This is a genomic window from Exiguobacterium sp. 17-1, from assembly GCF_023096305.1.
GTDB classification, from domain to species: Bacteria; Bacillota; Bacilli; order Exiguobacteriales; family Exiguobacteriaceae; genus Exiguobacterium_A; species Exiguobacterium_A sibiricum_A.
In genome coordinates this window covers 693477-718757 of sequence record NZ_JALIGJ010000002.1, presented here as the reverse complement: position 1 = coordinate 718757, position 25281 = coordinate 693477, and the positions used below count along the sequence as shown (strand labels likewise).

At 48.3% G+C, this 25281-nt stretch carries 24 protein-coding genes; 12 read left to right on the top strand and 12 right to left on the bottom strand.

Annotated elements, in window-relative coordinates:
- Positions 1 to 4 precede the first annotated feature (4 nt).
- Genes MUN34_RS09465 through MUN34_RS09440 form a run of 6 tightly spaced genes read left to right on the top strand, consistent with a single transcriptional unit; the run spans position 5 to position 3883 of the window.
- A complete protein-coding gene (locus tag MUN34_RS09465; RefSeq protein ID WP_114596302.1) occupies positions 5 to 901 on the top strand; it encodes a hypothetical protein in 897 nt (298 codons plus the stop codon).
- A complete protein-coding gene (locus MUN34_RS09460) occupies positions 898 to 1314 on the top strand; it encodes a DUF4430 domain-containing protein (RefSeq protein WP_026828863.1) in 417 nt (138 codons plus the stop codon). The genes MUN34_RS09465 and MUN34_RS09460 overlap by 4 nt, the downstream gene beginning before the upstream one ends.
- The gene (locus tag MUN34_RS09455) at positions 1292 to 1990 is read left to right on the top strand and encodes a hypothetical protein (protein WP_247857642.1); all 699 of its coding nucleotides are present in this window, start codon (positions 1292 to 1294) and stop codon (positions 1988 to 1990) included. The genes MUN34_RS09460 and MUN34_RS09455 overlap by 23 nt, the downstream gene beginning before the upstream one ends.
- Positions 1953 to 2918 (top strand): ATP-binding cassette domain-containing protein, encoded by a 966-nt coding sequence (locus MUN34_RS09450; RefSeq protein WP_247857641.1) that lies wholly within the window; start codon positions 1953 to 1955, stop codon positions 2916 to 2918. Before MUN34_RS09455 ends, MUN34_RS09450 begins: the two co-directional genes overlap by 38 nt.
- A complete protein-coding gene (locus tag MUN34_RS09445; RefSeq protein WP_247857640.1) occupies positions 2909 to 3475 on the top strand; it encodes an ECF transporter S component in 567 nt (188 codons plus the stop codon). Before MUN34_RS09450 ends, MUN34_RS09445 begins: the two co-directional genes overlap by 10 nt.
- Positions 3476 to 3508: 33 nt before the next feature.
- A complete protein-coding gene (locus MUN34_RS09440; protein ID WP_026828859.1) occupies positions 3509 to 3883 on the top strand; it encodes a hypothetical protein in 375 nt (124 codons plus the stop codon).
- 61 nt (positions 3884 to 3944) lie between these two features.
- Here the strand turns inward: MUN34_RS09440 and MUN34_RS09435 are convergent, their stop codons facing one another.
- Positions 3945 to 4757, bottom strand: coding sequence for an SDR family NAD(P)-dependent oxidoreductase (locus tag MUN34_RS09435; RefSeq protein ID WP_034769949.1), 813 nt, complete (start codon positions 4755 to 4757; stop codon positions 3945 to 3947).
- A 156-nt stretch (positions 4758 to 4913) separates the two neighbouring features.
- On the opposite strand from MUN34_RS09435, the gene MUN34_RS09430 reads away from it, so the two are divergent.
- Positions 4914 to 6374 (top strand): MDR family MFS transporter, encoded by a 1461-nt coding sequence (locus tag MUN34_RS09430; protein WP_247857639.1) that lies wholly within the window; start codon positions 4914 to 4916, stop codon positions 6372 to 6374.
- A 56-nt stretch (positions 6375 to 6430) separates the two neighbouring features.
- Here the strand turns inward: MUN34_RS09430 and MUN34_RS09425 are convergent, their stop codons facing one another.
- On the bottom strand, positions 6431 to 7324 hold the full coding sequence (locus MUN34_RS09425) for a DMT family transporter (protein ID WP_034769947.1): 894 nt from the start codon (positions 7322 to 7324) through the stop codon (positions 6431 to 6433).
- Between the two features lie 43 nt (positions 7325 to 7367).
- Here MUN34_RS09425 and MUN34_RS09420 point away from each other — a divergent pair, with 43 nt between their 5' ends.
- From MUN34_RS09420 to MUN34_RS09405, 4 genes are all read left to right on the top strand, one after another.
- A complete protein-coding gene (locus tag MUN34_RS09420) occupies positions 7368 to 9485 on the top strand; it encodes a DNA topoisomerase III (RefSeq protein WP_247857638.1) in 2118 nt (705 codons plus the stop codon).
- Positions 9485 to 9901: a hypothetical protein gene (locus MUN34_RS09415; protein ID WP_026828855.1), complete on the top strand. Its 417-nt coding sequence runs from the start codon at positions 9485 to 9487 to the stop codon at positions 9899 to 9901. The genes MUN34_RS09420 and MUN34_RS09415 overlap by 1 nt, the downstream gene beginning before the upstream one ends.
- A gap of 69 nt (positions 9902 to 9970) precedes the next feature.
- A complete protein-coding gene (locus tag MUN34_RS09410) occupies positions 9971 to 10504 on the top strand; it encodes a hypothetical protein (protein WP_247857637.1) in 534 nt (177 codons plus the stop codon).
- A gap of 232 nt (positions 10505 to 10736) precedes the next feature.
- Positions 10737 to 13322, top strand: coding sequence for a HAMP domain-containing sensor histidine kinase (locus MUN34_RS09405; protein ID WP_051525161.1), 2586 nt, complete (start codon positions 10737 to 10739; stop codon positions 13320 to 13322).
- Between the two features lie 363 nt (positions 13323 to 13685).
- On the opposite strand, the gene MUN34_RS09400 is transcribed toward MUN34_RS09405, so the two are convergent.
- From MUN34_RS09400 to MUN34_RS09360, 9 genes are all read right to left on the bottom strand, one after another.
- On the bottom strand, positions 13686 to 14864 hold the full coding sequence (locus MUN34_RS09400) for an MFS transporter (RefSeq protein WP_247857636.1): 1179 nt from the start codon (positions 14862 to 14864) through the stop codon (positions 13686 to 13688).
- A 146-nt stretch (positions 14865 to 15010) separates the two neighbouring features.
- Positions 15011 to 16141: an ABC transporter permease gene (locus MUN34_RS09395; protein ID WP_247857635.1), complete on the bottom strand. Its 1131-nt coding sequence runs from the start codon at positions 16139 to 16141 to the stop codon at positions 15011 to 15013.
- On the bottom strand, positions 16141 to 16842 hold the full coding sequence (locus MUN34_RS09390) for an ABC transporter ATP-binding protein (RefSeq protein ID WP_247857634.1): 702 nt from the start codon (positions 16840 to 16842) through the stop codon (positions 16141 to 16143). Before MUN34_RS09390 ends, MUN34_RS09395 begins: the two co-directional genes overlap by 1 nt.
- A 15-nt stretch (positions 16843 to 16857) precedes the next feature.
- Positions 16858 to 17454 carry an MFS transporter gene (locus MUN34_RS09385; RefSeq protein WP_247857633.1) on the bottom strand — a complete coding sequence of 199 codons (597 nt, stop codon included), beginning with the start codon at positions 17452 to 17454 and terminating at the stop codon, positions 16858 to 16860.
- Between the two features lie 10 nt (positions 17455 to 17464).
- On the bottom strand, positions 17465 to 18892 hold the full coding sequence (locus tag MUN34_RS09380; RefSeq protein ID WP_247857632.1) for an FAD-binding oxidoreductase: 1428 nt from the start codon (positions 18890 to 18892) through the stop codon (positions 17465 to 17467).
- 8 nt (positions 18893 to 18900) lie between these two features.
- Positions 18901 to 19920 (bottom strand): ABC transporter permease, encoded by a 1020-nt coding sequence (locus MUN34_RS09375; protein ID WP_247857631.1) that lies wholly within the window; start codon positions 19918 to 19920, stop codon positions 18901 to 18903.
- Positions 19917 to 20783, bottom strand: coding sequence for an ABC transporter permease subunit (locus tag MUN34_RS09370; protein WP_247857630.1), 867 nt, complete (start codon positions 20781 to 20783; stop codon positions 19917 to 19919). Before MUN34_RS09370 ends, MUN34_RS09375 begins: the two co-directional genes overlap by 4 nt.
- A 23-nt stretch (positions 20784 to 20806) precedes the next feature.
- Complete coding sequence (locus tag MUN34_RS09365) at positions 20807 to 21874, bottom strand: DUF58 domain-containing protein (protein WP_247857629.1); 1068 nt, start codon at positions 21872 to 21874, stop codon at positions 20807 to 20809.
- 4 nt (positions 21875 to 21878) lie between these two features.
- Positions 21879 to 22802 carry an AAA family ATPase gene (locus tag MUN34_RS09360; protein WP_247857628.1) on the bottom strand — a complete coding sequence of 308 codons (924 nt, stop codon included), beginning with the start codon at positions 22800 to 22802 and terminating at the stop codon, positions 21879 to 21881.
- A 224-nt stretch (positions 22803 to 23026) separates the two neighbouring features.
- Between MUN34_RS09360 and MUN34_RS09355 the strand changes: the two genes are divergently transcribed.
- A complete protein-coding gene (locus MUN34_RS09355; RefSeq protein ID WP_026828844.1) occupies positions 23027 to 23641 on the top strand; it encodes an NAD(P)-dependent oxidoreductase in 615 nt (204 codons plus the stop codon).
- Positions 23642 to 23703: 62 nt separating this feature from the next.
- Here the strand turns inward: MUN34_RS09355 and amyS are convergent, their stop codons facing one another.
- Complete coding sequence (gene amyS / locus MUN34_RS09350) at positions 23704 to 25245, bottom strand: alpha-amylase (RefSeq protein ID WP_247857627.1); 1542 nt, start codon at positions 25243 to 25245, stop codon at positions 23704 to 23706.
- Between the last annotated feature and the right edge of the window lie 36 nt (positions 25246 to 25281).

The following is a 25281-nucleotide window of genomic DNA, read 5'->3' as shown; positions in this document are numbered from 1 at the left end:
CAACATGGACTTTCTCATCCAATGGTCATTGTTTCTGCTAGCAAGTATCATTCTTGGTTTCTTTTTAGAAAAACGGACGGAAAAGGAACAATATCTTTACTTGAAATTCGTTTTTTATGCATGTTTAGGAGCGGTATCGTTTCCTGTCTATGACATTCAGTTGCCGCTGGGAATCATCTTATTCCTGATTGTCCTGCACCCGAAAAAAAATTCTCGATACAAACGATATATGGCCTTATTCGGATTTCTTTTTTTCCTGCTTCAGCTCATCCTGGGACCGTTCGATACGTTTACGCTTCGGGAAGAGACACAACAAATGGGACAGGTCACGATTACAGATGAATCTTTTGACACACTGATGACGCACATTGACCGGCGGATCGGAGACGACTCGCTGCGACTGGAACAAAGTCAATTGTTGTTTGACCAAGGAGGCAACCTGCGGAATGCGACATTTGAGTTGATCGCGAAAAGCCCGAAGCGGTTCATCCGGTACGAAGTGACCTATCAAGAAGTGACGGGCACATTGACGTACCGTCCCCGGGAAGAAGTACTGACCCGTTCGCTCGAGTCGTACTATCAAAAATTGATTGATGCCTCGACCTCGTTTCGAACGTTAAAGACTTTATCCATCAAGCAGATTCTTCATGAATCGAAGACACCGTATGTCGAGATGGATTTGGATGGTTTGTATGAAACGTTCAGCTTACAGGATGCTACGGTTCTATTGATTAACGATCAAGGTGAATTGATTCCGTATGTGAATACCGGAGAAGATGTGTTGGCCAACGCGATTCGATTGACGTATCTTCGTTCCGACGGGCAATCGTTACGGGAGAAAACGATACTTTTATACAATTACAGTTTTGAGACCTCAAGACGAAAAGGAGTCGTACGATGAAAAAATGGATGCTGATGAGTGGAATCTTGTTGCTTGCAGGATGTACGGAAAAACCGGCGGATCAGACGGCGGATTCAAAAGCATGTGACCGCTCCGTAGACGTTTCGGTCGTCAATCATGCAAAGAAAAAAACGACGACATTATTCGAAAAAGAGATGTGCTTGAGCAAATCGGAAACGGCGCTCGATGCACTGGAAGAGACAAAACTGCCGGTCGTACAGACCGGTAAGGGTGAAATGGCGTACGTGACGGCCGTTGACGGTATCCGTGAAAAATCAGCCGGAGCAAGCAGCGGCTGGGTATTTGGCGTCAATGACAAACCGGCACAAGTCGGGGCAGGGGCGTACGAACTAAAAGACGGCGACCGTCTGGAATGGCGATTTGAAAAAGATGCAATGGCTTATTTTCAGTAAGGCGGAACGGGAGCGACTTCATCCACTGAATGTCGCTCTTTTTTTAGTGGCGATGTTATCGGTCCCGTTCTTTTTGCACACATATGCCGGCATACTGATTGTTTTGACCGGACATTTCGTATTCTTTACATGGATGCGTCAATGGAACGTTTTGCGCTATCTGACGTTACCTCTGATTTATATCGGAATGATGTATGCCCCTCTGCTCGTCGGTGCTTCCGTTGATCCATACGGGATTTGGTTGACCGGACTGACGGTTGCCTTGTTCGTAACATCAAGTCAATTGACTTTTACATTGGTCCGACTCGATCAGATGGGTCCGTTATTTCGGATTCTACCGCGACTGACGCGCTTAACGGGGATGGTCCTGGCTATCTTGCCATCGTTGCTCCGTACGTGGCCGGAAGTGAAGATGAGCCATGCCAAACAACCGGTGGCAGAAAAGATGGAACGGGTTGCGTTGTATCATCTGTTACCGGTCGAAGCAGTCCCGAGTCCGTTACGTCACTTGACGCGTTCTGATCTGTTGATGGGACTTCTGATTACAGGAATATACATTGCCTTATGGTCTCCTGTTGCGGTCGGGGCCGCGTTAGTGTTACCCGGATTAGTAATGTTCTCAAAAGGAGGAATACGGGATGCCTACCATCATTACCGACGAAGAAGGTTCACTTGAACGTCTGGAACAACTGGCCCATACGGCCGGAGCCGAAGTGATTCATCCGGACCGCCTGTTGCATGGTCGTGTTCGCGATATGTTAGCGACGACCAGTTTATTTGTCGCAGGAGAACTGGCGACATTACTTGGGCTGGAAGCTTTTTTTGACCGGGAGACAAGTGAGTTGTCTTCGGGGGAACAGCAACTGGTTTCGCTCGGGTATACATTGTCTAGCTTACCGGAACGGATTTTCTTGGCGGAACCGTTTTTATTTTTAGATCAAGTCCGTAAAAACCGGCTGATACTGTTGTTTGAGGAAATCGAACGTCGTTTTTCCTGTCACATCGCCTATTCCGTGGTACAACAGCATCCACTCAAAAAACAGAGCGGGACGAGAACGGTTAAAGGAAAGGTCATCGACGAGATGTTACGCATCCGGCACCGTTATCCGTTACAGGCAAAATACGCCTTGCTGGTCGAACAGATGTCGTTTCGCTTAGGGGAGCGGGTAGCCTTGATAGGAGCCAACGGAAGTGGAAAATCTACCTTGCTACGCCTGTTGCTTGGGGTTGACCGGCCGCTTTACGGAAAGGTCAAACGAACCGGGGAAAAATGTTATGTTCCGGCACATCCTGCCCTGGCACCTGTCTTGGATAAGCCGGGCGCTACTTTTTCCGAACAAAAAAAACAATTGATCGAACGGCTTTCCTGGACGGAAGAAGCCTGTTATTTTGATGAACCGACGGCGGGGTTAACCAATCAGCAACGGTCTGATTTTATTCAAACTATGCTGAATCATCCGGACAAGTTGATTATTCTCGCCACGCACGATCCCGACCTGATTTTTTGTGCGACCCGCATCGTGTATCTTGTCCAAGGGGAAATTGCCTTTGATGGTCCGACATCGATGTTCATCGAGCAAAGCAGGTTGTACGAATGGAGTTGATCGGCGCAGCAGTCCTCCTCATCAGTTTAGTTATTCTCTGTTTCGAAAAACGTCCGATTTCAGAGTCCATGCTTCGGTTCATGGCCCTCATCACGGCAGCGGCGATTGTCGGAAGGCTGATTTTTGCAAGCATTCCGAATGTTCAACCGGCGACCGCACTAGTTCTCCTGGTCGCAGCCTGTGTAGGGCCGGTTTCCGGAACGATTGTCGGAATGCTCGTTGTCGTCTTGACGAGTTTATTTTTAGGAAGTGGTCCTTTTGTGTTATTTCAAATCGTGGCGTACACGGTCATCAGTCTTCTCTGTGTCTTACCGGGTATGCGAACGAGATCGCTCTTAACGATCTATGGACTGGCGGCGGGGTTTTTTTATGGCTGGATCAGCAATTTAGGTTTTTTAATCTTTACCGAGTTTTCGCGAGAAGCGTTTTGGACACTACTCTTGACAGGCGGTCTATTTGATTTATTGCACGGCGTTTCGAATGCTGTCTTCATCTGGTTTTTGTACCCGATTTTTTTGCGGATTTTGCACTCGTTTGATGGAAATCAGGGTACATGATAAGTAATCCCATTTCGATTGGAGTGAAGCGTGATGCTTAGTTCGCCGCTGTCCATAACGTATCTCGTCGGGTTGTTACTTATTGCTGGTTTTGGTCTGCTATTTGGAAGTATCTTATTGTTGAAGGAAACGATTCGTGGACGTTATGCGGGGTTTTATTTACTGGCAGCAGCGATTTTTCCCGGAGCGATGCTGATTACCTCCGTCGAAGGCGGACTGATCGGACATCTCTTTTTTGAGACAGATTTGTTCCTGTCGATTGTTGCCTGGTTGTTAGTCCTGTCGAGCGGTTATCTGGTCATGGTGACGGGGGCTGTCACGCTTCGGTACGTGTACCGGTATACCTCCATTCCGAAAAACGTTCAAAAATGGATGACGGATCATTTTCATCGTCCAAAACCAAATTAAACAAAACAAGACGTCCATCACTTTCCAGTAAGAAAGGATGAACGTCTTTTCTGTGTTCGGATTAGTTGGAAACAGCGAATTCTTCGACCGGTGTCTCTTGTTGTTGCTGATCTGGATTTTGAATGCGTCCAGTAACTTCCGTTAAGAGACGGCGTGGCAACAGTTTAGCGAACGTCACCATAGCGCGGTTACTTGCTCCGGGTACGACAACTCGTTTTCCTTTTAATGCTCCCCGGTATCCGGCAAATGCGACGAGGTGAGACGGCATACTTTTGAATGGTAACGTGATTTGGGCACGATCAAAAAAGTTCGTATCCGTCGGTCCCGGACAAAGACAGGTAACCGTGACACCGGAGCCATCGAGTTCAGATGCGAGTGCTTCGGACAACGACAAGACATACGCTTTAGTGGCATAGTAGACGCTCATATACGGTCCCGGCATGAAGGCGGCAACAGAGGCAACATTCAGGATACGACCGAACCCGCGATCAAGCATGCCCGGCACCAGACGTTTCGTCAGTTCCGTTAAGGCGACGACGTTGACATGAATCGAATTTAAATCTTCTGACGGATCGATTTCCGCGAAACGGCCTGATGTCGCAAAGCCGGCATTGTTGAATAATAAATCAACCGTCAGTTCATGTTCCTCGAGGAAACTGAGAACACGGGAGACGCTGTCTGATTGTGAGAGATCGACTGCGAATGTGTAAGCCTTGATTTGGTAACGTTTTTCAAGGACGTGCTTGAGCTCGGTAAGTTTCTTTTCGTTGCGGGCAATCAAGACACAGTCAAATCCATCGCGTGCCGCCAATACGGCTAAGTCAAGACCGATCCCACCGGAAGCACCTGTAATCAAAGCAGTTTTTCGTAACATGTCATACTCCTCCATTCAATTGATGACTCATTCTCTAATCTTTATCATTCCCTATTGTTCCCTTGATTCCTGCTTGATAAGCATCTCCTTTTAGAAGTCCGGTCATTCACTGTATGATAAGAGAATGGTACAAACACAGAAAGCGAGCTGAGTGTCTTGAGGAAAAATGTCACGATTGCCTTATTATTAGCTACATTTTTGGCAGCGATTGAAGGAACGATCGTTGCAACAGCGACACCCGTCATGGCGAGCGAGTTGAATGGTGCTAAACTCGTCAGTTGGATTTTCGCCGGGTTCTTACTGTTCATGGCCGTATCGACACCGATTTATGGAAAGATGGCTGACTTGTACGGAAGAAAACGAGTCCTGTTGTTCGGAATCGGGGTCTTCACGGTCGCATCGCTTGCGTGTGGACTGGCTCAATCGATGGAAACATTGATTCTGTTCCGGGCCGCGCAAGGAATTGGTGCCGGAGCCGTCCTGCCGATTGCGATGACCATCATCGGAGATTTGTATACATACGAGGAACGCGGAAAAATCCAGGGCGTTTTAAGTGCGGTTTGGGGAATCTCCGGTGTCGCCGGTCCGCTAGTCGGCGGTTTTTTGGTCGAGACGTTATCGTGGCGCTATATATTTTTGTTAAATGTTCCGTTTGCCCTGATTTCCTTTATTATGATCGTCCTGTTCTATAAAGAAAATGTTACCGAAACGTCACGCAAGATTGATTACCGGGGAGCGATTTTATTTGCGACCGGGATGAGTGCCCTGCTGTACGGATTACTCTCCGGGAGTGAGACCGAATCATTTGCCGAACCGCTGATTTTAATCAGTTTTGCGGTCAGTGTGGTCCTGTTGTTTTGGTTTTACCGGGTCGAGAAAAAAGCAGCTGATCCGTTATTGCCACCTGCGGTCATCCGCCATCCGGTCATTTTGGTCATCAATCTGGCCGTCTTCTTTTCTGCCTGGGTACTCGTCTCGATGTCGGCGTACATCCCGATTTTTGCGCAAGGTGTTCTCGGGAAAAGTCCGACCGAAGCCGGCTTCATGCTGATGCCGTTATCCTTGTTTTGGACACTGACTGCGATCGTTGGTGGGCGGACGATTGGCATCGCTTCGCCGCGCTACCGGACGATGACCGGAATGGGATTACTCGTCATCGGGATGACGATTTTAATCGGAATCGGACGGGAATCAAGCGATGTCTTCATTTATTTGGCTGTCTCGTTGATCGGGATTGGTTTCGGATTGGCACAACCGGTCTTCATGGTCGTCTTACAGACATCAGTCGACTGGTCGCTCCGTGGATCGGCGACTGCCGTCAACTCGTTTTTGAGTACGACGGGTCAAACGCTTGGTGTGGCGATATTCGGAACATTGTTTAACGTCTCGATCATCCAGGCATTTTCCGACTCGAAGCTGTTGACCGGCTACTCGATTGATCCGTTTTTCCAGGCCGGTACGGCAGCCCGTTACGGAGCAGACGTTCAATCGGCCGCGGAACAGGCGCTCGCAAACGGACTGCACCTCGTCTTCATCGGGGGGCTCGTCTGTGCCATCCTTGCCTTTTTCATGACCTTCCGACTGCCGAAAGTCCGTCCGGAAGATCCGACCAATTAAAAAACACCAGTCAGCCACCTTCTGTGAGAAGCGGGTCTGACTGGTGTTCGTTTTTTTTATTCCGCAGTCGTAGCGGCATTTTGTTTGGCGAATTGTTCCCGGATATCCCGTTCGTTGCGCCGGAGGAACAGACCGATTCCGACGAGCAGTAAGGCAGCACCGGTGATTTGAATCCAGGTCAACGACTCTTGGAACAGGAAGTATCCGAAAATCATCCCCCAAACGGCTTCACCGAGAATCGTGATGCTGACGATACTAGCGCTGACACGCGACAAGGCCCAGTTAAATAAGTTGTGACCAAGCAGCGTCGGGAAAACAGCGAGTAAAATATAAATTTTCCAATCAGTTTGGAATGAACCGACTAGATTGACCGACTGAATGAGCGAAAACAGTAACAGAACGACGGAGGACACGGCATAGACACCGAATGAATACGTGTTCGTCGAGACGCTTGTCCGGACATGCTGACCGAGCAGCCAGTAACCGGCGACAAGAATCGTCGCAAGCAAGGCGAGTCCGTCTCCGATCAGCGCTCTTGGACCGACCGCGATGTCACCGTAAGCGACAAGTCCGCCGCCAAGCAACGCGACGCCGACGAAAAAGAGGGCTTTTCTTGACGGATGTTGTTTAAAGAAGACAGCGTTCCCGATCAAAACGAAAATCGGACTCGCGGTTACGAAGAGCGTCGAGCTGGCAACTGTCGTATAATCAAGGGACAGGAACCACAGCCAAAAATGACCGGCTAAGAGAATTCCGCTTAAAATCATATGTCGGATGGTCGTTGAACTGAGACTAAGTAATTCTTTCAGGTGAATCAACGGTAACAGCAACAGTGTCGAAAACAACATTCTGTAAAAAGCAACCGCTTCAATCGGGGTTTCGGCCCATTTAACGAAAATTGCAGATGTCGAGATAAAAAAGAGTGCCATGAATAAAGTGAAATAGGGCATGTTAACCTCCGCGTGTCTGAAGTAAGGAAATGAGGGTGAACCAATGCAATTAATCATTGCGGAAAAACCGAAACAAGCTGAAAAACTGGCAGCGCCGTATCCATCGGTCAAGCGGGACGGCTATATTGAAATCAAACCGTGTGACCGATTTCCGGCCGGGGCAAAGCTTGCTTATGCCGTCGGCCATTTATGTGAACTCCAGGAACCGGCCCATTACGATGCCAAATGGAAACGATGGAACTATGACCATCTTCCGATCATCCCGGAACGGTTCGACTACCGGTTATCCCGGGGAAAAAGCAAAGCGTTCCAAGTCATCAAGAAGTTACTGAACGAACGGACGACGACTTCCATCATTATAGCATCGGATGCCGAGCGAGAGGGAGAGGCAATCGTCCGATTGATTCTCCGATTGGCCAATAACGCGAAACCGATTCAGCGCCTTTGGATTTCCAGTCTGACACCGCAGGCCGTAGATCACGGTTTTGCGAATCTGCTCGATGGCAAAGAAACCGAGAATCTGTTCCATGAGGCGATGAGTCGCGCCTGTGCCGACTGGCTAATCGGGATGAATGCTTCACGCGCTTATACGACGTTGCTCAAGAAAAAAGGTATCGCCGACGTCTTTTCACTGGGACGGGTCCAGACGCCGACGCTATCGTTAATCGTTGAGCGGGAGAAGCAAATCGAGACCTTCCGTCCGGAAACGTTTTTTGAAGTCGAAGCGGACTTTACCCGGTATAAAGGAAAATACATCAATATCAAAAAACAAACGAAGATTACAGAACGGAGCCTCGCGGAAACGATTGTTGCCCGAACTACAGGAACAGGTGTCGTAGCGGCGGTCGATAAGACGGAACAAGTTGAAAAGCCGCCATTTTGGTTCAGTTTATCGTTGTTGCAAACCGAAGCGAGCCGGCGTTTCGGACTCGGCGCAAAGGAAACGCTCGATATTGCCCAAAAACTGTACATCCGGGGTTGGATCAGTTATCCGCGGACCGATTCGTCGTTTGTATCAAAAGATGAAGCGAGCCAGTTTCCGACGATTTTAAAACGACTCCTGAAGCAGCCGGAGTATACCGAACTGACGGACATCGTGACGAACAACATTACGAACAATAAACGGTACGTCAATTCAGCGAAGGTCAGCGATCATTATGCGATCATCCCGACGGAAGAAGCGGGAGCTGTTGCGAAACTGACAGGACGTGACGCACAAGTCTATGATTTGATCGTCCGTCGTTTCTTAGCGGCGTTTGCCCCGGACGCCCGGTCGGAAAAAACGGAAATCATTACGGAACGGGAACAGGACCGCTTCATCACAAAAGGCAGCCGGTCGCTTGAGTTAGGATTCAAGAAAGTCTTGAAGGTTGAAGCGAAAGAGCAGGAACTGCCGGCACTTGAAATCGGACAACAGGTACCGATTAAAAGCGCGAAGTTACTCGAGAAACAAACGGAACCGCCAAAACGCTACACGGAAGGAACCTTGATTCTCGGGATGAAAACGGCCGGAAAAGTGCTTGAAAATGAACTTCAAGCCATCATGAAGGAAATCGAGGGACTGGGAACGGAGGCGACCCGAGCCGGCATCATTGACGGACTGAAACGACGTGAATACATTCAAGTGAAGAAAAAAGAACTTCATCCGACGGCGAAAGGACGGATTCTGATTGAAGCCGTCAGCGGAAGTATTCTCGCCTCGCCGGAGATGACTGCGAAATGGGAAAGCCGGCTGGATCAAATCGGGAAGGGTGAGGCTTCAGCGGCTCAGTTCGTCGATCAGGCGAAGAAACTGTCGCAACATTTAGTTCAGGATGCAAAAACACGGGTCGAACAATTAGAAGTCGATCCGACCCAGGTACCGGCAAAACGGGCGCGGGGCGCAACAAACCGGCCTGTTGGCATCTGTCCGGTCTGTCAGGCAGAGTTGCTCGATCGAGGCAAATTTTACGGGTGCAGTGCCTATCAGAAGAACAATTGCGGGTTTACCCTGCCGAAGATGATTCTCGGGGCACGCCTGACGCAAACCGAACTGAAAAAACTGCTTGCGAATGGAAAAACAAAGCCACTTGATATGAAAAAAAATGGACGGACCTTCCAGGCGATGCTGTATTTGGAACAAAATCAATTGAAATTCGAGTTTGTGAAGGGAGAAGCTTGATGCATTACGATTTGATGGAAAATAAGACCTTTATACCGATGTTCGAACAATTTTTAAAAGAAGGGACCAAACTGACGGTCTGGTTCCCGAATCAAGTGACGGTCGGGCAGGCTGATGCGCTGATTGAAGAAGCGGAAGAATTATTCGGAGTGACGGCAGAAGTCATCGATGATCCCCAATCGTTTGGGAAATCATTATTGTTACCGTATTTGACGGAACGGGAAACCCGGGAAGACGATTTCGTGCGCTATGAGACCGTCATGACGGAAGAAGTGAAGGCCATCTTACGGGAAATCACCTTACCGATGATGGCGGACGGTGACTTTGCCGTCCTGTATTCTTACCGGATTGATGCCCCGAACGGTTTTTTGTTTGTTGAAGATTGGTTTAATGCGGAAGTTTCCTTAGAAACTTAACAAAAAACGGAAACCCTCCTTGTTCGTGTTGCGTAAAAGTAACTATTACACGAAACGAGGAGGGTTTTTATGGCGTTATCAGGATTCGCTTCATTGCTTAACGGCAACCGACTGCTGCTGTATATCGAAGGCGACGGCTTTTTTTCCGGGATGCCGGTTTTCATGGTCATCTTTTTTGTTCTGATTATTTCCGTCATTGTCATTTCATTGATTTCAGCAGCCTCAAAAGGAATTTCGACGAGTGGAATCACCACATCACTTCGGCATCATGCGTCACAACTTGTGACACCATCAGAGTCAGGAGCACAAGACTATTTGACATACATGCGTTCCTTGTCAGTGTTTCCGATTGAAAAGACGAATTTGGAACCGGTTCGACTGGCAAAAGGAATTTTGGCGCTGATTCAACAGACGGATGTAATCCAAGGAACAACAAAACAAGACATTGTGGCGCAGTATGCACGGCTTGGTCTGCTTGAAGGTGATCCATTAGCGGACGAACAGCCGGTCCGCCGTCATTCGGGCACACACCATGATCATAATCAAATGCATATGAATCAGCATCACACGGATCATCAAAATTCCAATCATTCGAATTTTTAAATCGTTGCCCACTCCGTTCATCGGAGTGGGTTTTTGGTATGAAACCCATTCACTAGAGTAACAAAACACTGTTTTTCGACATCTGTTTGTAACATACAACCGTTTAGATTAAAGTTAGATGAAAAGTGGTCTTTTTTGAGCATATTTAGTGGAATTCAATAAAAAAGCTTTAAAATAGAGTTTAGAAACAAAAAAATTGTGTATTAAGAACACGATAGAGGGGGATCAATAGATGAAATCATGGCTTAATCGTACGATTGGACGCCAAATTATGTTCGCCTTCTATATGATTATTCTGACACTCGTGCTGACCTCAGCCGGTGTTTACTTTTATACGAAAAATCAAGTGCAGGATTCGCGTCAGGAACTCTTGACGTTGAACGATCATCGAACACGAGCGACGAACTTATATGAATCCTGGCAGAGTCTTCAATATGAAATGCGTGGATTCGTCCTGTTAGGTGATAGGGCGATGCTTGAAGAAATCGAACGGAAAAAAGACGCCATTAATCGCCAGACGACGTGGTTCGAAAAAAATGCGCGTTTTAAAGAAGAAGAACAATATGCAACCGATGCCCGGACACTCTACAGTGCCTATACGGAACGTGTCATGCCAAGTTTAACGAACTATGTTGCCGCTAAAAAAGACGGTGATGTGACGGAACCGTTTCTGCAGATGGCGACGCTCGGAAAAGTGACGCAGGCGCAGCAACTTGATCCGGACCGGAATTTCAACATCCAAACAAAAAGTGCAGCTGATATGAGTTCGAGCATCGTTGATATGGAAACGGTGTTCACGGAGTATCGTAACTCATTAAACAAACAAGAGTTGGCAGCGCAAGATAAGCTTGGAAAACAAGTGAATACGTCGCAAATTCTTGGTTTCATCAATTTAGCAGTCCTGTTACTTATCATTGCCTTACTCGTTCGCCCGTTCGTGTCGAAGTTGACCGGACAATTGCGTCAACTCAACCGGGAAAGCAGTCGTTTGGCAAAAGGGGAAGACGCTACACCGATTCACGTCGTGAACGAGCGAGACGAAATTGGGGAATTGACGACGACCTTTAATCAAATGGCGGCGGCGATTTCCGCACAAAAAATGCAACTCGTCTCAAGCAACGACGAACTGCAAAGTCAGCAAGAAGAATTGGTGGCGCAACAAGAAGAGTTGCAAACACAACAAGAAGAGCTGGAAGAAGCTCTTGATATAACGTTACGCAATGAAACACATTTGCGTTACCGGAACGAATTGACGGAAACCCTCGCTTCACGCGAGACATTAACGGCCTATCCGGCCATCATCGAGAAGTTGATTACGATCACGGATGCAGAGTTAGGGGCAATCGTCTTCCTCGAAGAAGACCGCTATACGGATATCGTCTCTTACGGGATGACCGTCGATCAGGAACGTAAACTCTTGACGTCCTCGATGTCCTTGCTCGAGCGGGCGCGCATGCACAAACGGGCTGTCCGATCGACGAAACAGGTCACGAGTGATCATCCGCTTCCGTATCCATACAGCATGTATGAAACGGTCGTTCCGGTCATGGACCCGGCGACGAACACGATGATTGCGAGCATTTATCTCGTTCGATACCGCGATCAGTTTAATGACGATCAGACGGGAGAGATTTGGTCGTTCTCGCGTCAGTTAGCATTATCACTCCTGCGGATGCGGGTGTTTGATGAAATCGAGCGGGAACGCGAGAAAACGTCGAAACTGTTGCACTCGATCCGTGAAGCCGTCATCTATATCGAAGGTGGAAAAATCTTCGCCAATAAACCGTTGTTGGCGTTGTTCCACCATCCGGCACATGATCAGTTCAACGACGACGGTTTGATGACGCTTGATGTCAAAATCGAAGAGTTGGCCGTTCAAGTCGACCAACATGAAGCGTTTTTGGATTATATGGATCGTGTGTGCAGCCATGAGATACCGACGGAAGGATTGTCATTATCTCTGAATAAAGAAGAACGGTTCGTCCAGGTCTATGCGGAAGGCATTCATTATGGCGGTCGATTCCGCGGGACGATGCTCGTCTTACGTGATGTGACGATTGAGACGGGAATCGATCGGATGAAGTCAGAATTCGTATCGACGGTCTCCCATGAATTGCGGACACCACTCGCTTCCATCTTTGGTTACACGGAATTGATGCTTGCGAAAGATTTGCCGGCGGATCGACAACAACGCTACTTGACGACGATTCATACCGAGACACAACGTCTGACGAGTCTCGTTAATGATTTCCTCGACGTTCAGCGGATGGAATCGAGCCAACAGCAGTATCATTTCAAGGCACTTGACCTTGCAGACTTGATTCAGGAAGTGGCCGAATTCCAAGCCGGTTCTGCGACACATCATCAATTGAGTCTCGATACAGGGGATACACCGTTACGTTGGATTGAGGCAGATGAAGCGAAGATGCGGCAACTGTTTGGAAACCTGATAAACAACGCCATCAAGTATTCACCGGACGGCGGACAGGTTGAGTTAAAACTCGAAGAATTAGATGACCGGTTACGCGTCACGGTTACGGACGAAGGCATCGGCATTCCGCGTCAAGCGTTACCGGAGTTGTTTGGTAAGTTTTATCGGGTCGATAACTCCGACAGCCGGAAAATCGGCGGGACCGGTCTTGGTCTGGCGATTTGTCAAGAAATCGTCCGGGCACATGAAGGATTGATTCATGTGGAATCGACGGAAGGAAAGGGTTCGGTCTTTACAGTCGAACTGCCATTCGTTCAAGCAGATGTATTGCTTGAAGAAATCATTGAGGCACCAACAGCTTCAAACAGTCAGCTTCGTAAACGATAAGTGACGTTCCAAGTGATGATGAGAACACAAAAGACAGTGGGTTCCCCGGAACGCACTGTCTTTTGTTTTGGATTTTGAGTGACCCAAGTGGATTGCAACTCGATTGAAACGGGGCGTACTTTTACCTCGGTCTGACCGGTCTGTTGCTGGGACTTGGAATGATGTTTGTCTTGCGGATAAAGGGTTGATAATACAAATTGGCTTTCAGGATGCTTACTTTTTCCTGTAAAAGTTGCGAGAAGCGAGTGATTCCTGTTGAACAAGATGAGGGTGGCAGACTTATAATCTGCCACCCTCATCTTTGTACAAATTGACTTTTGAGTCAGCCCCATTTTCATGGATCGTATTCAAAACATGGATCGATCACGAAACGTGGCGTTCCGCGGAGGCGGGGACGGACTGTTGAAGCCGCCGTGCCGACGGAAGCATCAACAGAGCGATGACAGCGGCGATCCAGTACACGATTTCGATGTTCAAGCGGTCCGCAAGCAGACCAAACACTAAACTGCCGAGACAAAAACTCAGTGTATAGACGGTTTGCTGCATGCTGTAAACATAAGGTAACCGGGCGATTGGTGTAGCTTCCTGCAACCGCGTGTTCATGTCAATGGCTCGTAACTGACTGGCTGCGCCTTGCATGATACAGGCAATGATGGCAAAGACGACATGCGGTGCCGAGGCGAAGAGGACCGTTGCACCAATCGATAATACGACACTGCTCATCAACAAGGGTTTCCGCTTCGTGCGACGGAGCATATAGTAACTGCCGCCGATCATACTCAGCAGGTAAAAGGCATTGAGAATTCCCCACCAGCTGCGGGACAGCGCGAGGTGCGTATCGATATAAACAAGAAACAACGCTGAAATCCAGGCAGTGCTTGCAAACGCATCGATGCCGAGCAACGTCGTATTGAGGCGGGCAGCCGGATGTGTGCGGGTATATCGAAAACTCGATTGAAATGTTGGCGATTCGTCCGAATCTTCGACCGGATCAGCCAGCAGACGCACTTGACGATGAAACAACGTTGTCCAAAGGGTCGCTCCGATAAACAAGCCGAAGGAAATCATCAAAACAAGATGCGGAGACCCAACACTGACGAAAATGGCTCCAAGCGGCCACATCACGAGTTGGACGACTTGATTGGTTCCTTGGACCAAACTGTTGGCTTTTTGCAAATCATCGGTGATCCGAGGCAGAAAGGCACTCTCGATGGGACGTGCAAAACCATCGAGGAACGCAATCCAAACGACGCACACGAGAAGAGAAGCAATGGGAAGATCAAGAAAAACGATCACTCCCAGTGTGACGGTTTTAATAAGTTGGCTAAACAACAGCAAGGATGCATGTCGAAAGCGTCGTGCAAGAGAAGCAAAGAAAAATCCGCTCATGGTCATGCCTGCCGTCACGGCAATCGGGAATAGGGCGGCAGTACTTGCTTGTCCGGTCTGAGCGTACAGGGTAGCAATGAGAGCGACGATGTAGAGCGCGTCTCCCGCATTTGCTACCCACTGGCTGACCAGTAAAGTTGTAAATCGGTTCATCTATAAAACCTCCACATCGTTCGTATTTAGTTAGTGGGTGGATAAATAGATGAATTTACATCGGTCGACCTCATTTCGCGTTTTTTTTGATTGTATAAGGAAAAAAATGGATTGTCAATGGAATCGGGCAAATGAGGTCAATGAACTCAGACCGGGCGTTGTTTTTTGAGTGCCCGCATGTTGAGGGCGACGAATAACACAACAAAACCTGCCAATACGACAAGATCGAGCCAGATGTCTTGAAGCCCGTAGCCCCGAGTCATGATATTTTGCAGAGCATGCGCGGCATAAGTCAATGGCATCAACCGGTTAATGATTTCGACCCATACGGGCGCATCACCCAAATCAAACAACCCGCTGAAGAAAATCTGGGGCACGATTGCTAACGGAATGAACTGGATCAGTTGAAATTCAGTCCGGGAAAAACTCGACAGCAGTAAACCAAGCGACAAGGCGACACTTGCCGTCAGGAGATTGACGAACAAAAGTAAGAAGTAGTTTCCCTGTTGCGTCACGTCAAGCACGTTGACGATGAATAACTGAATAAGAATCGTCTGGATCGTGACGAATAAAAAGAAACCGACAAAATAACCGAAGACGATACTCGAGCGTTTGAGCGGCGTCGCAAGCGTCCGTTCGAGTGTACCGCTCGACCGCTCACGTAAAAAGCTGACACCGGCAATGATGAAGACAAATAGGAAGATGAAAAATCCCATCAAGGCAGGGGCGATTTGATCAAATAATTCAGCATCCGGATTGCCGTATAAAAATTGGATGTCGGGTTTGGTAAGAGTGGGTGATGCAGGCTGCGGCGTATCGAATGTTTGATTCGTTAATTGCGTCAATTGTTGTTGCAACTGTTGAACGGTTGCCGTGAGTTTCGTGTTGGCTGTGAGTGCTTGTTTTCCTTGAATCGTGATCAAGGTTTCTTGAATGAGTTGGAGCGCTGCGGCGTTTTTTGAAATGTCGCCGCCTTCAATTAAAATTTTCGGCTGATTCTTTTGAAAGGTGATCAAGGCATCAATCTGTCGATCCTTCATGGCAGTGATACCAGCCGCTTTGCTTGAAAAGGTGCGGATGTCTGTTTTGGTTTTCAGTGTATCTTGAAAGGTCACCGGTAAATCGACCGTACCGATTGTCACATCGTCCGAGCTCGAACCGAGAATCGTCGACAGTAAGAACAGAACAAATAAGGGAGCGAGAAACATCATGGCAATCGTCCGTTTATCCCGAAAAATTTGTGAAATGACACGTTCCGCTACCGTCAGAATTTGCATTATACTCGCTCCTTTTGAATGAAAGCTTCATCGATGGAACCAAAACGTTGAATCAAATCATTGGGGGTACCGGCTTCGATTAGACGACCATGTTGGATCAACAATAACCGGTCGCACCGCTCAGCTTCATCCATGACATGTGTCGTGACGAGTACCGTTACACCGGACTGGCGCAGTTGTTCAAACTCATGCCAAAATATTTTCTTAAGCGCGGGATCAATCCCGACCGTCGGTTCATCGAGCAACAGAAGACTCGGTTCGTGGATCAAGGCGATGGCCAGACTGAGTCGTCGTTTCATTCCACCGGAAAATTGATGGATCGGACGATCGGCATCTTTCTTCAAATCGACGAATTCAAGGACGGTTTCGATACGCGCTCGAAGACGTGCTTTTTTTAAACCGTATAGTTTTCCGAAATATCGCAGATTTCCGCGCGCCGTTAAGTCTTCATAAAGCGCATCCGACTGTGCCATGTAGCCGATGTTCTCCGCTTGGGCGAGCGAGGGTTGTTTGGTGCCGAGAACCATGATCGTCCCGGTCGTTGGTTGTTGCAGACCAATCAACGACTTGATTAAAGTCGTTTTTCCGGAACCGCTCGGACCAATTAAACCGACAATTTCACCTTGACCAATTGAAAACTGGACATCGCTCAAAACCGTGCGTTTCCCGAACGTTTGGGAGTAATGGGTTACGTCAATCATACGATCACATCCCTTCTACTTCTTTATACCCGCTTCGACACCTGATGATGAATCTTCCGTATGTTTTTTTCCTGAACGTGGACGGTCCCACAGTAAACGCAACGTTACATAAAAATAGACGGCAGAGATGATGTAAAACAGACTGCCGATCGTTAAAAAATCAATCAGATAACCGGCAGCTATGATTCCAAGTGCCGACCATAAGGACGTCTTGAAATGATAGCGGCCGATTGTCCGGCCAACCGTCGTCAAGGCAAGTTCCTGCCGGGCAAGGATTGTTTTTTCCGTGTTCTTTTGCAACGCACCAAGTATCCCCATGATGATTTGAATCAGGTAGACGTGGCTAATGGACGTCACAATCGGTACGTACAATAAAACCAGTGCCATGCCAAACGTGTGGGTGACAAGCAATGAGCGGTCGCCGAACCGGTCACTCATACGACCGATTCCGAGGTAAGCGAACGCTGAAGTCAGCGTGAAGAGACCGTAGGCAAGACCGAACTGGGCATAGGAATCTCCAATTTGCCGGACAAGCAATAAATAAAACGGGAAAATGATACTGCTGCTCATTAAAATCATGCTTTGAATACGAACAAAAAGTGAATAGTTCATCATCGTCTCCTTACTTAAAATAGTCGAGATAAAATTGGTTCATGAAAAGGCCATCGGGATCCTGCTGTTGTTTGGCTTCTTTAAAAGTAGCAGCATTCGGATACGCGTCATGGAACTGCTTGCGTGTTGCGAACGGATAGTACGGCAGGTAGTAACTGCCCTGATGTGCGAGTGTCGCATCAATCAACTTTTGGACAATCCGTTTCGTTTCGTTGATCGATACCGGATCCGTTTCCGTATTGATTAGCCAGACGAGGGCAAACATATCCTGTTTCGCATAGGACAAGGCAGCTGTTTCATCCTGCTCGATATACCGGATCGTGATATTCAAGACATTCAGTTCCTCGGCTGTCAAAATCGACCGCAATTGATCGATGTAGGAAACAAACGAATCAACCGGCACGAAGTATTCCTGGAGTAATTCGGTTCGACCCGGACTCGTATATTCCATAAACGCACTGTCGGAACGCATGACATTGTTACGGGATTCGAACGTTCCACTCTGCTTCAGGAAATACGATTTTTGAAATGACCAAAGCTGATTTTTTCCGAAGTCGCTGTACCGGGAGATGCCGAGTAATGCTTTCGGCAAAGCGATGATGGTTTCTTGTTTGAGCGGTTCCTCTTCAATCGGAGTTGTCCGCTCTGTTTTACGATAGTTCGTGACATACATGTCTTTGAAAAATCCTTCCGGCGCGACAGAAATACGTCCGATGTGCATACGGACGTCATCGTCACCGAGGACATGTTGCCGGAAATAAGCCGGATAATCCTGATAATTCAAGGCGACAGTCTGCTCGGCGTACCATTCATCGTTTGTCAGTTTCAAAGTAACGTCCAAAATGATACCAAAGAGACCATATCCGCCGGGGACCAGGCGGAATAAATCCGCATGTTCCGTCCGGCTGACGTTGACGACGGAACCGTCCGCTTGCAACAGCCGAAACGAATCGACCGTATCAAGCAGGGAACCGTAACGGATATCCCGGCCGTGGACATTGACGCTGAGTGCGCCGCCGACTGTAAAGATATTCTGCGACTGCATGACTTGAATTGCCAGACCGTCCGGCTGAATCCGGTCTTGAATTTCACCCCAGGTGGCGCCGCTTTGGACGGTAATCCGTTTCGTTCCGGGAGTATAATCTAGAACCTGATCGTACTTGGTCATATCAAGGACTGTCGTGTCCGGCAGGTATGTCTGCCCGCCTTGACTGTGTTGCATACCGGCAATCGACACCGTCTCCTGGCGTTGTTTTGCTTGCTCAATCCAGGACTTCAGGTCATCCGTCGAAGTTGCCGACCGAATCTGTTTGACACGGGTCGGGAGTAAGTTTGACTGATCGGAACTGGTCAGGACAGGGTGTTGATATGACCAAATGGAAACACTAAAAACCGCCATATAAAGAACAATGACGGCACCAATGATTATTCGCTTCATACATCCTCCTAGGATTTGATTGAAATGTCGACCGGATCAAACGGGTGAGACAAATGGGCTGTCGCGGCTTCCGCTTCAGCGAGGGATGGAGTTGAACTACTTATTTGTTGGCGGCGCAAGCGGTAAGCACGCTCGAGGCGGCTGGTCAGTAAGTTGGCAAAGAACACGAGCAAAGCTAAAGCAATCGCCGGAACTAAAAACAGATGGTTGATCCACGAAACGGCTGAGAATTGCAGGAAATAGTAGCCGAACTGGGATGCCCATTCAAAAATGATCGGGGCCGCGCCACCTTCGAATAAGACGAGTGTTCCGCCAAAAAACAAACCGAACAACGAGAGATGGATCAGGACCATTAATGTCTGAACGAACTGTTGCATGAAGACAATCGTTAGCGTCGGCAACAGATGCGGCCAAATATGTACCCGAAACTGATGTCCAGGACGTCCGCCGAGTGTGCGGGCGACAAGCATGAATTCTTGTGCAAGCAATTGCCGGGTCTCACCGATTAAATACAGCACCAATGCCGGTAAACCGAGTACCGTCAAGACACTGACTTCGAGGAAGACACGCGAGAACGCGGACGGAATCGAGGCGGGATCTATAAATAGGAAAGCCGGCAATAAAATAAACAAGGCGAGCAACGAAATCGGAATGATCAAGAAACCGTCCAGCAGGAGACGTAATGCCGTATACAGCCGTTTTCCCCGGAAAGCGAGCGGGACACCGATCAGCAAGGCGAGAACGATTCGGGCGAAGGCGACGCTGACACAAACACCAATCGTCCACTTGGCCCCTTCAATCATCACCTGAAACAAATCGTTTCCGGAACGGTCCGTCCCAAACCAACGATCCGTGGAGGGTTCAAGTGGTGAGGTGGCGATAAATGTTCCGTCTTTCGAATAGAGATTTTGAATTTGATCGACCTGTCCGTCACGAAACACGGCATTACCGAAACTGAGTAACAACAATGTTCCAAAGAACAACAGGCACATCCAAAAGATGAAGTCATATCTCAAAACACGTCTCATGAAATCTCTCCTTTCCACGAGCGGGGGATACAAAGTTCTGCCACCGTATCTAATATGAAAAAGGGCAGATAGATTAAAAGCAATAAAACAAGCAGTATCGAAAAATCCTGATTGATTAAGATAAAACGAAACAGTCCCTGGACGTTAAAAGTATACTCGATGACGACCAGACTCGAAAGAATCGTAATGATGTTCGTCCGGAAAAACAGATAAAAACGATAAAACAGATTTGGCATCAAATGTTGCCAAAACAGCCGGGACGAGTGGATACCTTTTGCGCGGGCCAACTCCAGGTAGCTTGCATGCTGTTCTTCCTGAATCCTTCCGGTCAGCCATTTGATGAAGAAAAAAACGGTCGTTAAGGATAATGTCAAAATCGGCAGGAACCGGATCGAATCGCTAAATCCCCCAGCAACCTCGATTTGATCAAATCCGGTCGTCTTGAATAAAATGACGATGATGAATTGTGAAAAAATGATCCAAAATAAATCAGGAATCATTTCCAGGAGTCGGGCAGTTTGCGTCAAGACGGAACGGATTTTTGCTCCGGCCCGGTAAAATAAAAACGCATAAAGTAAAGCCGCAATCGATGAACAAAGCAGAGCGCTGCTGAAGATGACGAGCGTCTCCTGAATGAACGGCTGAAGATCCGGAAGTAACAGTCTGTTTTCTCCGGCCGTTGCATTGTAATACGTTAATGGATGTGAAGACGTCAACAGACTGAGCTGTTGTTGCACTGTGTTGAAATACTTCGGGAAATCCGGTCGCATCTGAACAATCAGATGCGGTAAAGCACTGATGACGACCAGAACAAAGAAGGCGAACACGAGTTGAGTGGTTTTACGGATGAGAAATGACGGCATATTGTCCCTCCTGCAAGTACGGTTTAACCGATAGCTTGAATATGATCATTACCAATTTGAATCAATTGGCTATTTCGGTGTTTTCGACGTGTGACGTACCGTTCGAATTGACCGGTTGGAATATAGGTGTCCCGCGTCGACAGGGTCGATAACGTCAACAGGATTTGTTTCAGTTGAGGCTGCCCTTCCTGAAGCTTTAAATGGGTCATCCGGTTGTTTGCGTCGAGATGGTTTAAAAACAGTTCAACTTTACAGCCTTCTTTAATCAGCTCACTTGCGAGAAACGCTGTCTGATCAATGAACGTCTCAAAGTTCGTATGCAGTCCGTAACCGCTTGGTCCGGACAGATTCAAGGCGAGGCTGAACGTATCCTGATTGCTCGTCTCAAAGACCTTGGTCTGCAGACGGCCGGTCTTGGCTGTCGCATACCAGTCGATTTCTTTCGACGGCTCAGCCGTATACGGTTTTGCCCCCAGTTGAACGAGCTTATTTTTCAGCGGAGAGTACCGGTCGGCACGATCCCCGATCCGAAGCCGATGCAACAGGAGTGGTGTCGCCTGTACCGTCAGCGAAGGTAAGACCGTGAACTGAGGAAATGCATCAAAGGTAAACAGATACACGCCCATCCGCCACGGCAGCCGGATTGTCAGGGTGAGTTCGTCAAAATGCGCCGGTCCCCGCCGCATCGCCTGAATCGGGATTTCAATTTGTTCGTCCGATCCGATGACGGCATGATACGTATGCGGGTGGAGCGGATCCATGTCAGGGAAAATGAGACCGTTATCCGTGTGCAGCCGAAGGGTGGTCTTCAGTCCTAATTTTTCAAGGGCTTCAAGACCGAACAGCTGTAAACGCAACGCAGTCGACTCCTGATTAAACATCAGCGGTTCGTAATGTTTCCATTCCAAGGCAACGTCCCGCTTCAGTTGTTTTTCAGTCTGCCCGACAACGTAGTGAACGGTGGCGATTGCTGCGAATAAAAAACCGAGTAAGGACAATCCCGGGATGAATAAGAAAACGAACGTCAAAATGACATAAACGGAAAAGAGCCGGCGTTCCAGCCAAAATGGAACCGAACGTTCGATGTGCATGACATCACCCCATTTCAACCGGGACCGGAATGTCATCAAGCAGATGCAGTAATAAATCGGCTTTCGTCGTTTTGATGCCGCCTTCAAGCGTTAACGTTAAACGATGGGACAAGACATGTTTCGCCAAGTATTTTATGTCTTCCGGAATGATGAAATCGCGTCCGTTGAGGAAGGCATAACTTTGTGATGCCCGAAGTAAAGCAATCGCACCACGGGGACTGACGCCGACTTCGACGAGAGCATGGTGACGGGTTGCCTGGACGATCGACAATAGATAATCGAGTACATCCTGAGACGCATGAACGCGCCGTGCTTCTTCCTGCCATGTAATCAAGTCGCCGCCTGTCGCGATACCGACTGCTTGTTTCCGGACGTTCGCCAATACTTCATTCAACAGTTGGCGTTCATGTTCAAGATCCGGATAACCGACTTCAATCGCCACCATGAAGCGGTCGAGCTGGGCATCTGGAAGCGGGAAGGTTCCAGCAGATTCAATCGGATTCTGCGTGGCAATGACAAAAAACGGAGCCGGCATCTGATACGTTGTCCCGCCGATTGAGACTTGGCGTTCTTCCATCGCTTCAAGCAAAGCAGACTGGGTACGTGGGACAGCCCGGTTGATTTCGTCAATCAGGACGACATTCGCAAACAGAGGACCACGTTTGTTCTCAAATTCCTGTGTTTTCATGTTAAAGAAGTCGGAACCGATGACGTCAGACGGGAGAAGATCCGCCGTGAACTGAATCCGGGAGAAGGCACTGTCGAAACTGTTGGCAAGGGCTTTAGCGAGCATCGTCTTCCCGGTACCCGGTACATCTTCAAGTAGGATGTGACCTTCGGCAATCAATGCCGTCAAACATAAATCGATGACATCAGACTTTCCGAGATAAATCGTATTGAGCTGGTCTTTTAATTGTTGTAGTTTCAATATGTACGCCTCCGTCTAGTGGAATGAACTTCAAACAGCCATTTTGAAAAGGATTTAAGAAATGAAGTAACTTAAGGAAAAAATATCCAATATTATTAACTGAATTTTAGCACAAATGGAAAACAAGAAGAAACAATTTTCTGATTCACAATAAAATGCCGGACGATTACTGACCGAAAGGGAAGGGTACATGAGTAAAAGAACAGATAAAGGGAGGCCGTTTTATGAAACTGATTATTTTCGGAGCAACCGGACAAACCGGACAGGAGTTGGTCAAACAGGCGATTGCCCACGGACATACGGTGACGGCATTCGTCCGTAACCCGGACAAACTGGAATTGACGGACGAGAAACTGCATGTAATTGAAGGAGACGTACTTAACCAAGACGCAGTGAATCAAGCGATGCAGGGACAAGAGGCAGTATTGACGGCCCTCGGGACCGAGAGTCTGGCATACAGCGGATTTTTAGAACGGAGTCTCTTGCGAATCGTGAATGCGATGAAGGTGAACGGAGTCGAACGAATCGGCTACGTCGCTTCTGCAGGCGTCGATCAGGAACTGCCGGGAGCTCAAGGGTTACTTGCACAACAGATTCTTAAAAATCCCTTAAAGGATCACCGGCAGGCGATTGAACTGTTGAAGCAGGCGGACGTCGCCTATACGGTCGCGCGACCGCTTCGTCTGATGAATGGTCCGTTGACCGGCTTATATCGCCAAACGGAGAGCGGTGTTCCGGAGCAGGCAAAACAAATCAACCGGGCGGATGTCGCTCACTTTTTACTGGAAGCAATCGAACAGGACGAACATGTCCGGAGCAGCATCGGACTCGCCGAATAAAAAGAAACCGGTTGTTCAGCGGACGGAAAAGTCCTTTGAACAACCGGTTTTTTTGTATGAACTTATTGCTGGCGGTAAACAGAAACCGAGCCGCCGTTAACGAAGAATTGACCGTAACCGTCCTGATTGATGGTAACGGAAGCCGTATTGTTGCCGGTGATATCCGTCCAGACCTCGCCTTTGTTTTGTGTCCCGACATACATCCATTTACTGCCGCCCGGACCGTCGGACAGAATCGTCGCAAGACCTGATTTTGTGCGGTCCGTCACACCTTCGCGGGTCCAGCCGATTACGTCGGCGTTATCGAGATAATCGTTTTGTTTTCCGAAGGCAAAGTCTTTCCGTGCTTTTAACAGCGGATCGATTTTTGAGGCAAGCGCCGGTATTTCACGGTTCGACGTGCCCTTTGTTCCGTAGTAATCGCCGTAGAAGACCGACGGATATCCTTGTTCACGCGTCAGAATCATGGCGTAAGCAAGCGGTTTGAACCAGGATTGAACGGTTGACTCGAGCGACTGCCCCGGCTGGGAATCATGATTCTCAACGAGCGTGACGGCTTGGACCGGATTACTCTTGACGAGCGTTCCGTCAAAGATCGTCCGCATGTCATAGTAGCCGCCGCCTTTACTCGCCTGCTCGAACTTGTAGTGGAGCGGAGCATCGAAGACTGATTGCTGATAGTTCGTCCGGCTCAAATAGTTTTGCAGGGTTCCGAGATCGTTCTGCCAATATTCAGCAACCGTAAATAACGGTTTTCCGGTCGTCTGCCGGACGTTTGCGAGCCAGTCTGCGAGATAACCGTGTTTGATGTGTTTGACGGCATCGAGGCGGAATCCGTCGAGACCGAGTTCATTGACGTACCATTTGCCCCAGTTTTTCATTTCCTGCTGGACTTCCGGATGATCGAAATCGATATCGGCATACATTAAGTAATCGTAGTTGCCGTTTTCGGTCGAAACATCGGTATCCCAGGCTTTTCCGGTCCCACGGAATTTATAGATGGCACTTTTCGAGCGGGATTGATCCCAATCGGTTCCGTCAAAGTGGTACCATTTCCACTTGAAGTTTGAATACGTATTGTTTCGCGTTGCAAAATTAAACCCGGTCCAGGCTTGAATCTGGTAATCGCCCGAAATTTCCTGATTCCGGTTGCTGCCGTTGACTTCGACCGCTGTAACAGCTTCCGTGAAATCAGCACCGCCTTTATGGTTCATGACGACATCCCCGTAGACATCGATGCCGGCTGTATGTAGTTGGCTGATGGCTGTTTTCAGTTGAGCTTTCGTTCCGTATTTCGTACGAACGGTTCCTTTTTGATTAAATTCCCCGAGATCGTATAAATCATAAGCCCCGTACCCGACATCGTTTTGGGTCGTCCCTTTGTAAGCGGGTGGAATCCAGACAGAGGTGATTCCGAGTTGATCAAGTTTCGTCGAATCACTGCCGAGACGGTTCCAGTGGTTGCCGTCATTTGGAACGTACCATTCAAAATACTGCATCATCGTACCGTTATCCGCTGTCGCACCCACTGCAATCGGTTGCACAAGTGGCGCTAAAAAAGTGGCGGTCGCGAGTGTTGCGACAATCAAACGTTTTTGTTTCATGAAAAGACCTCCTGTAAGTTTATGAAAGCGTTTGCA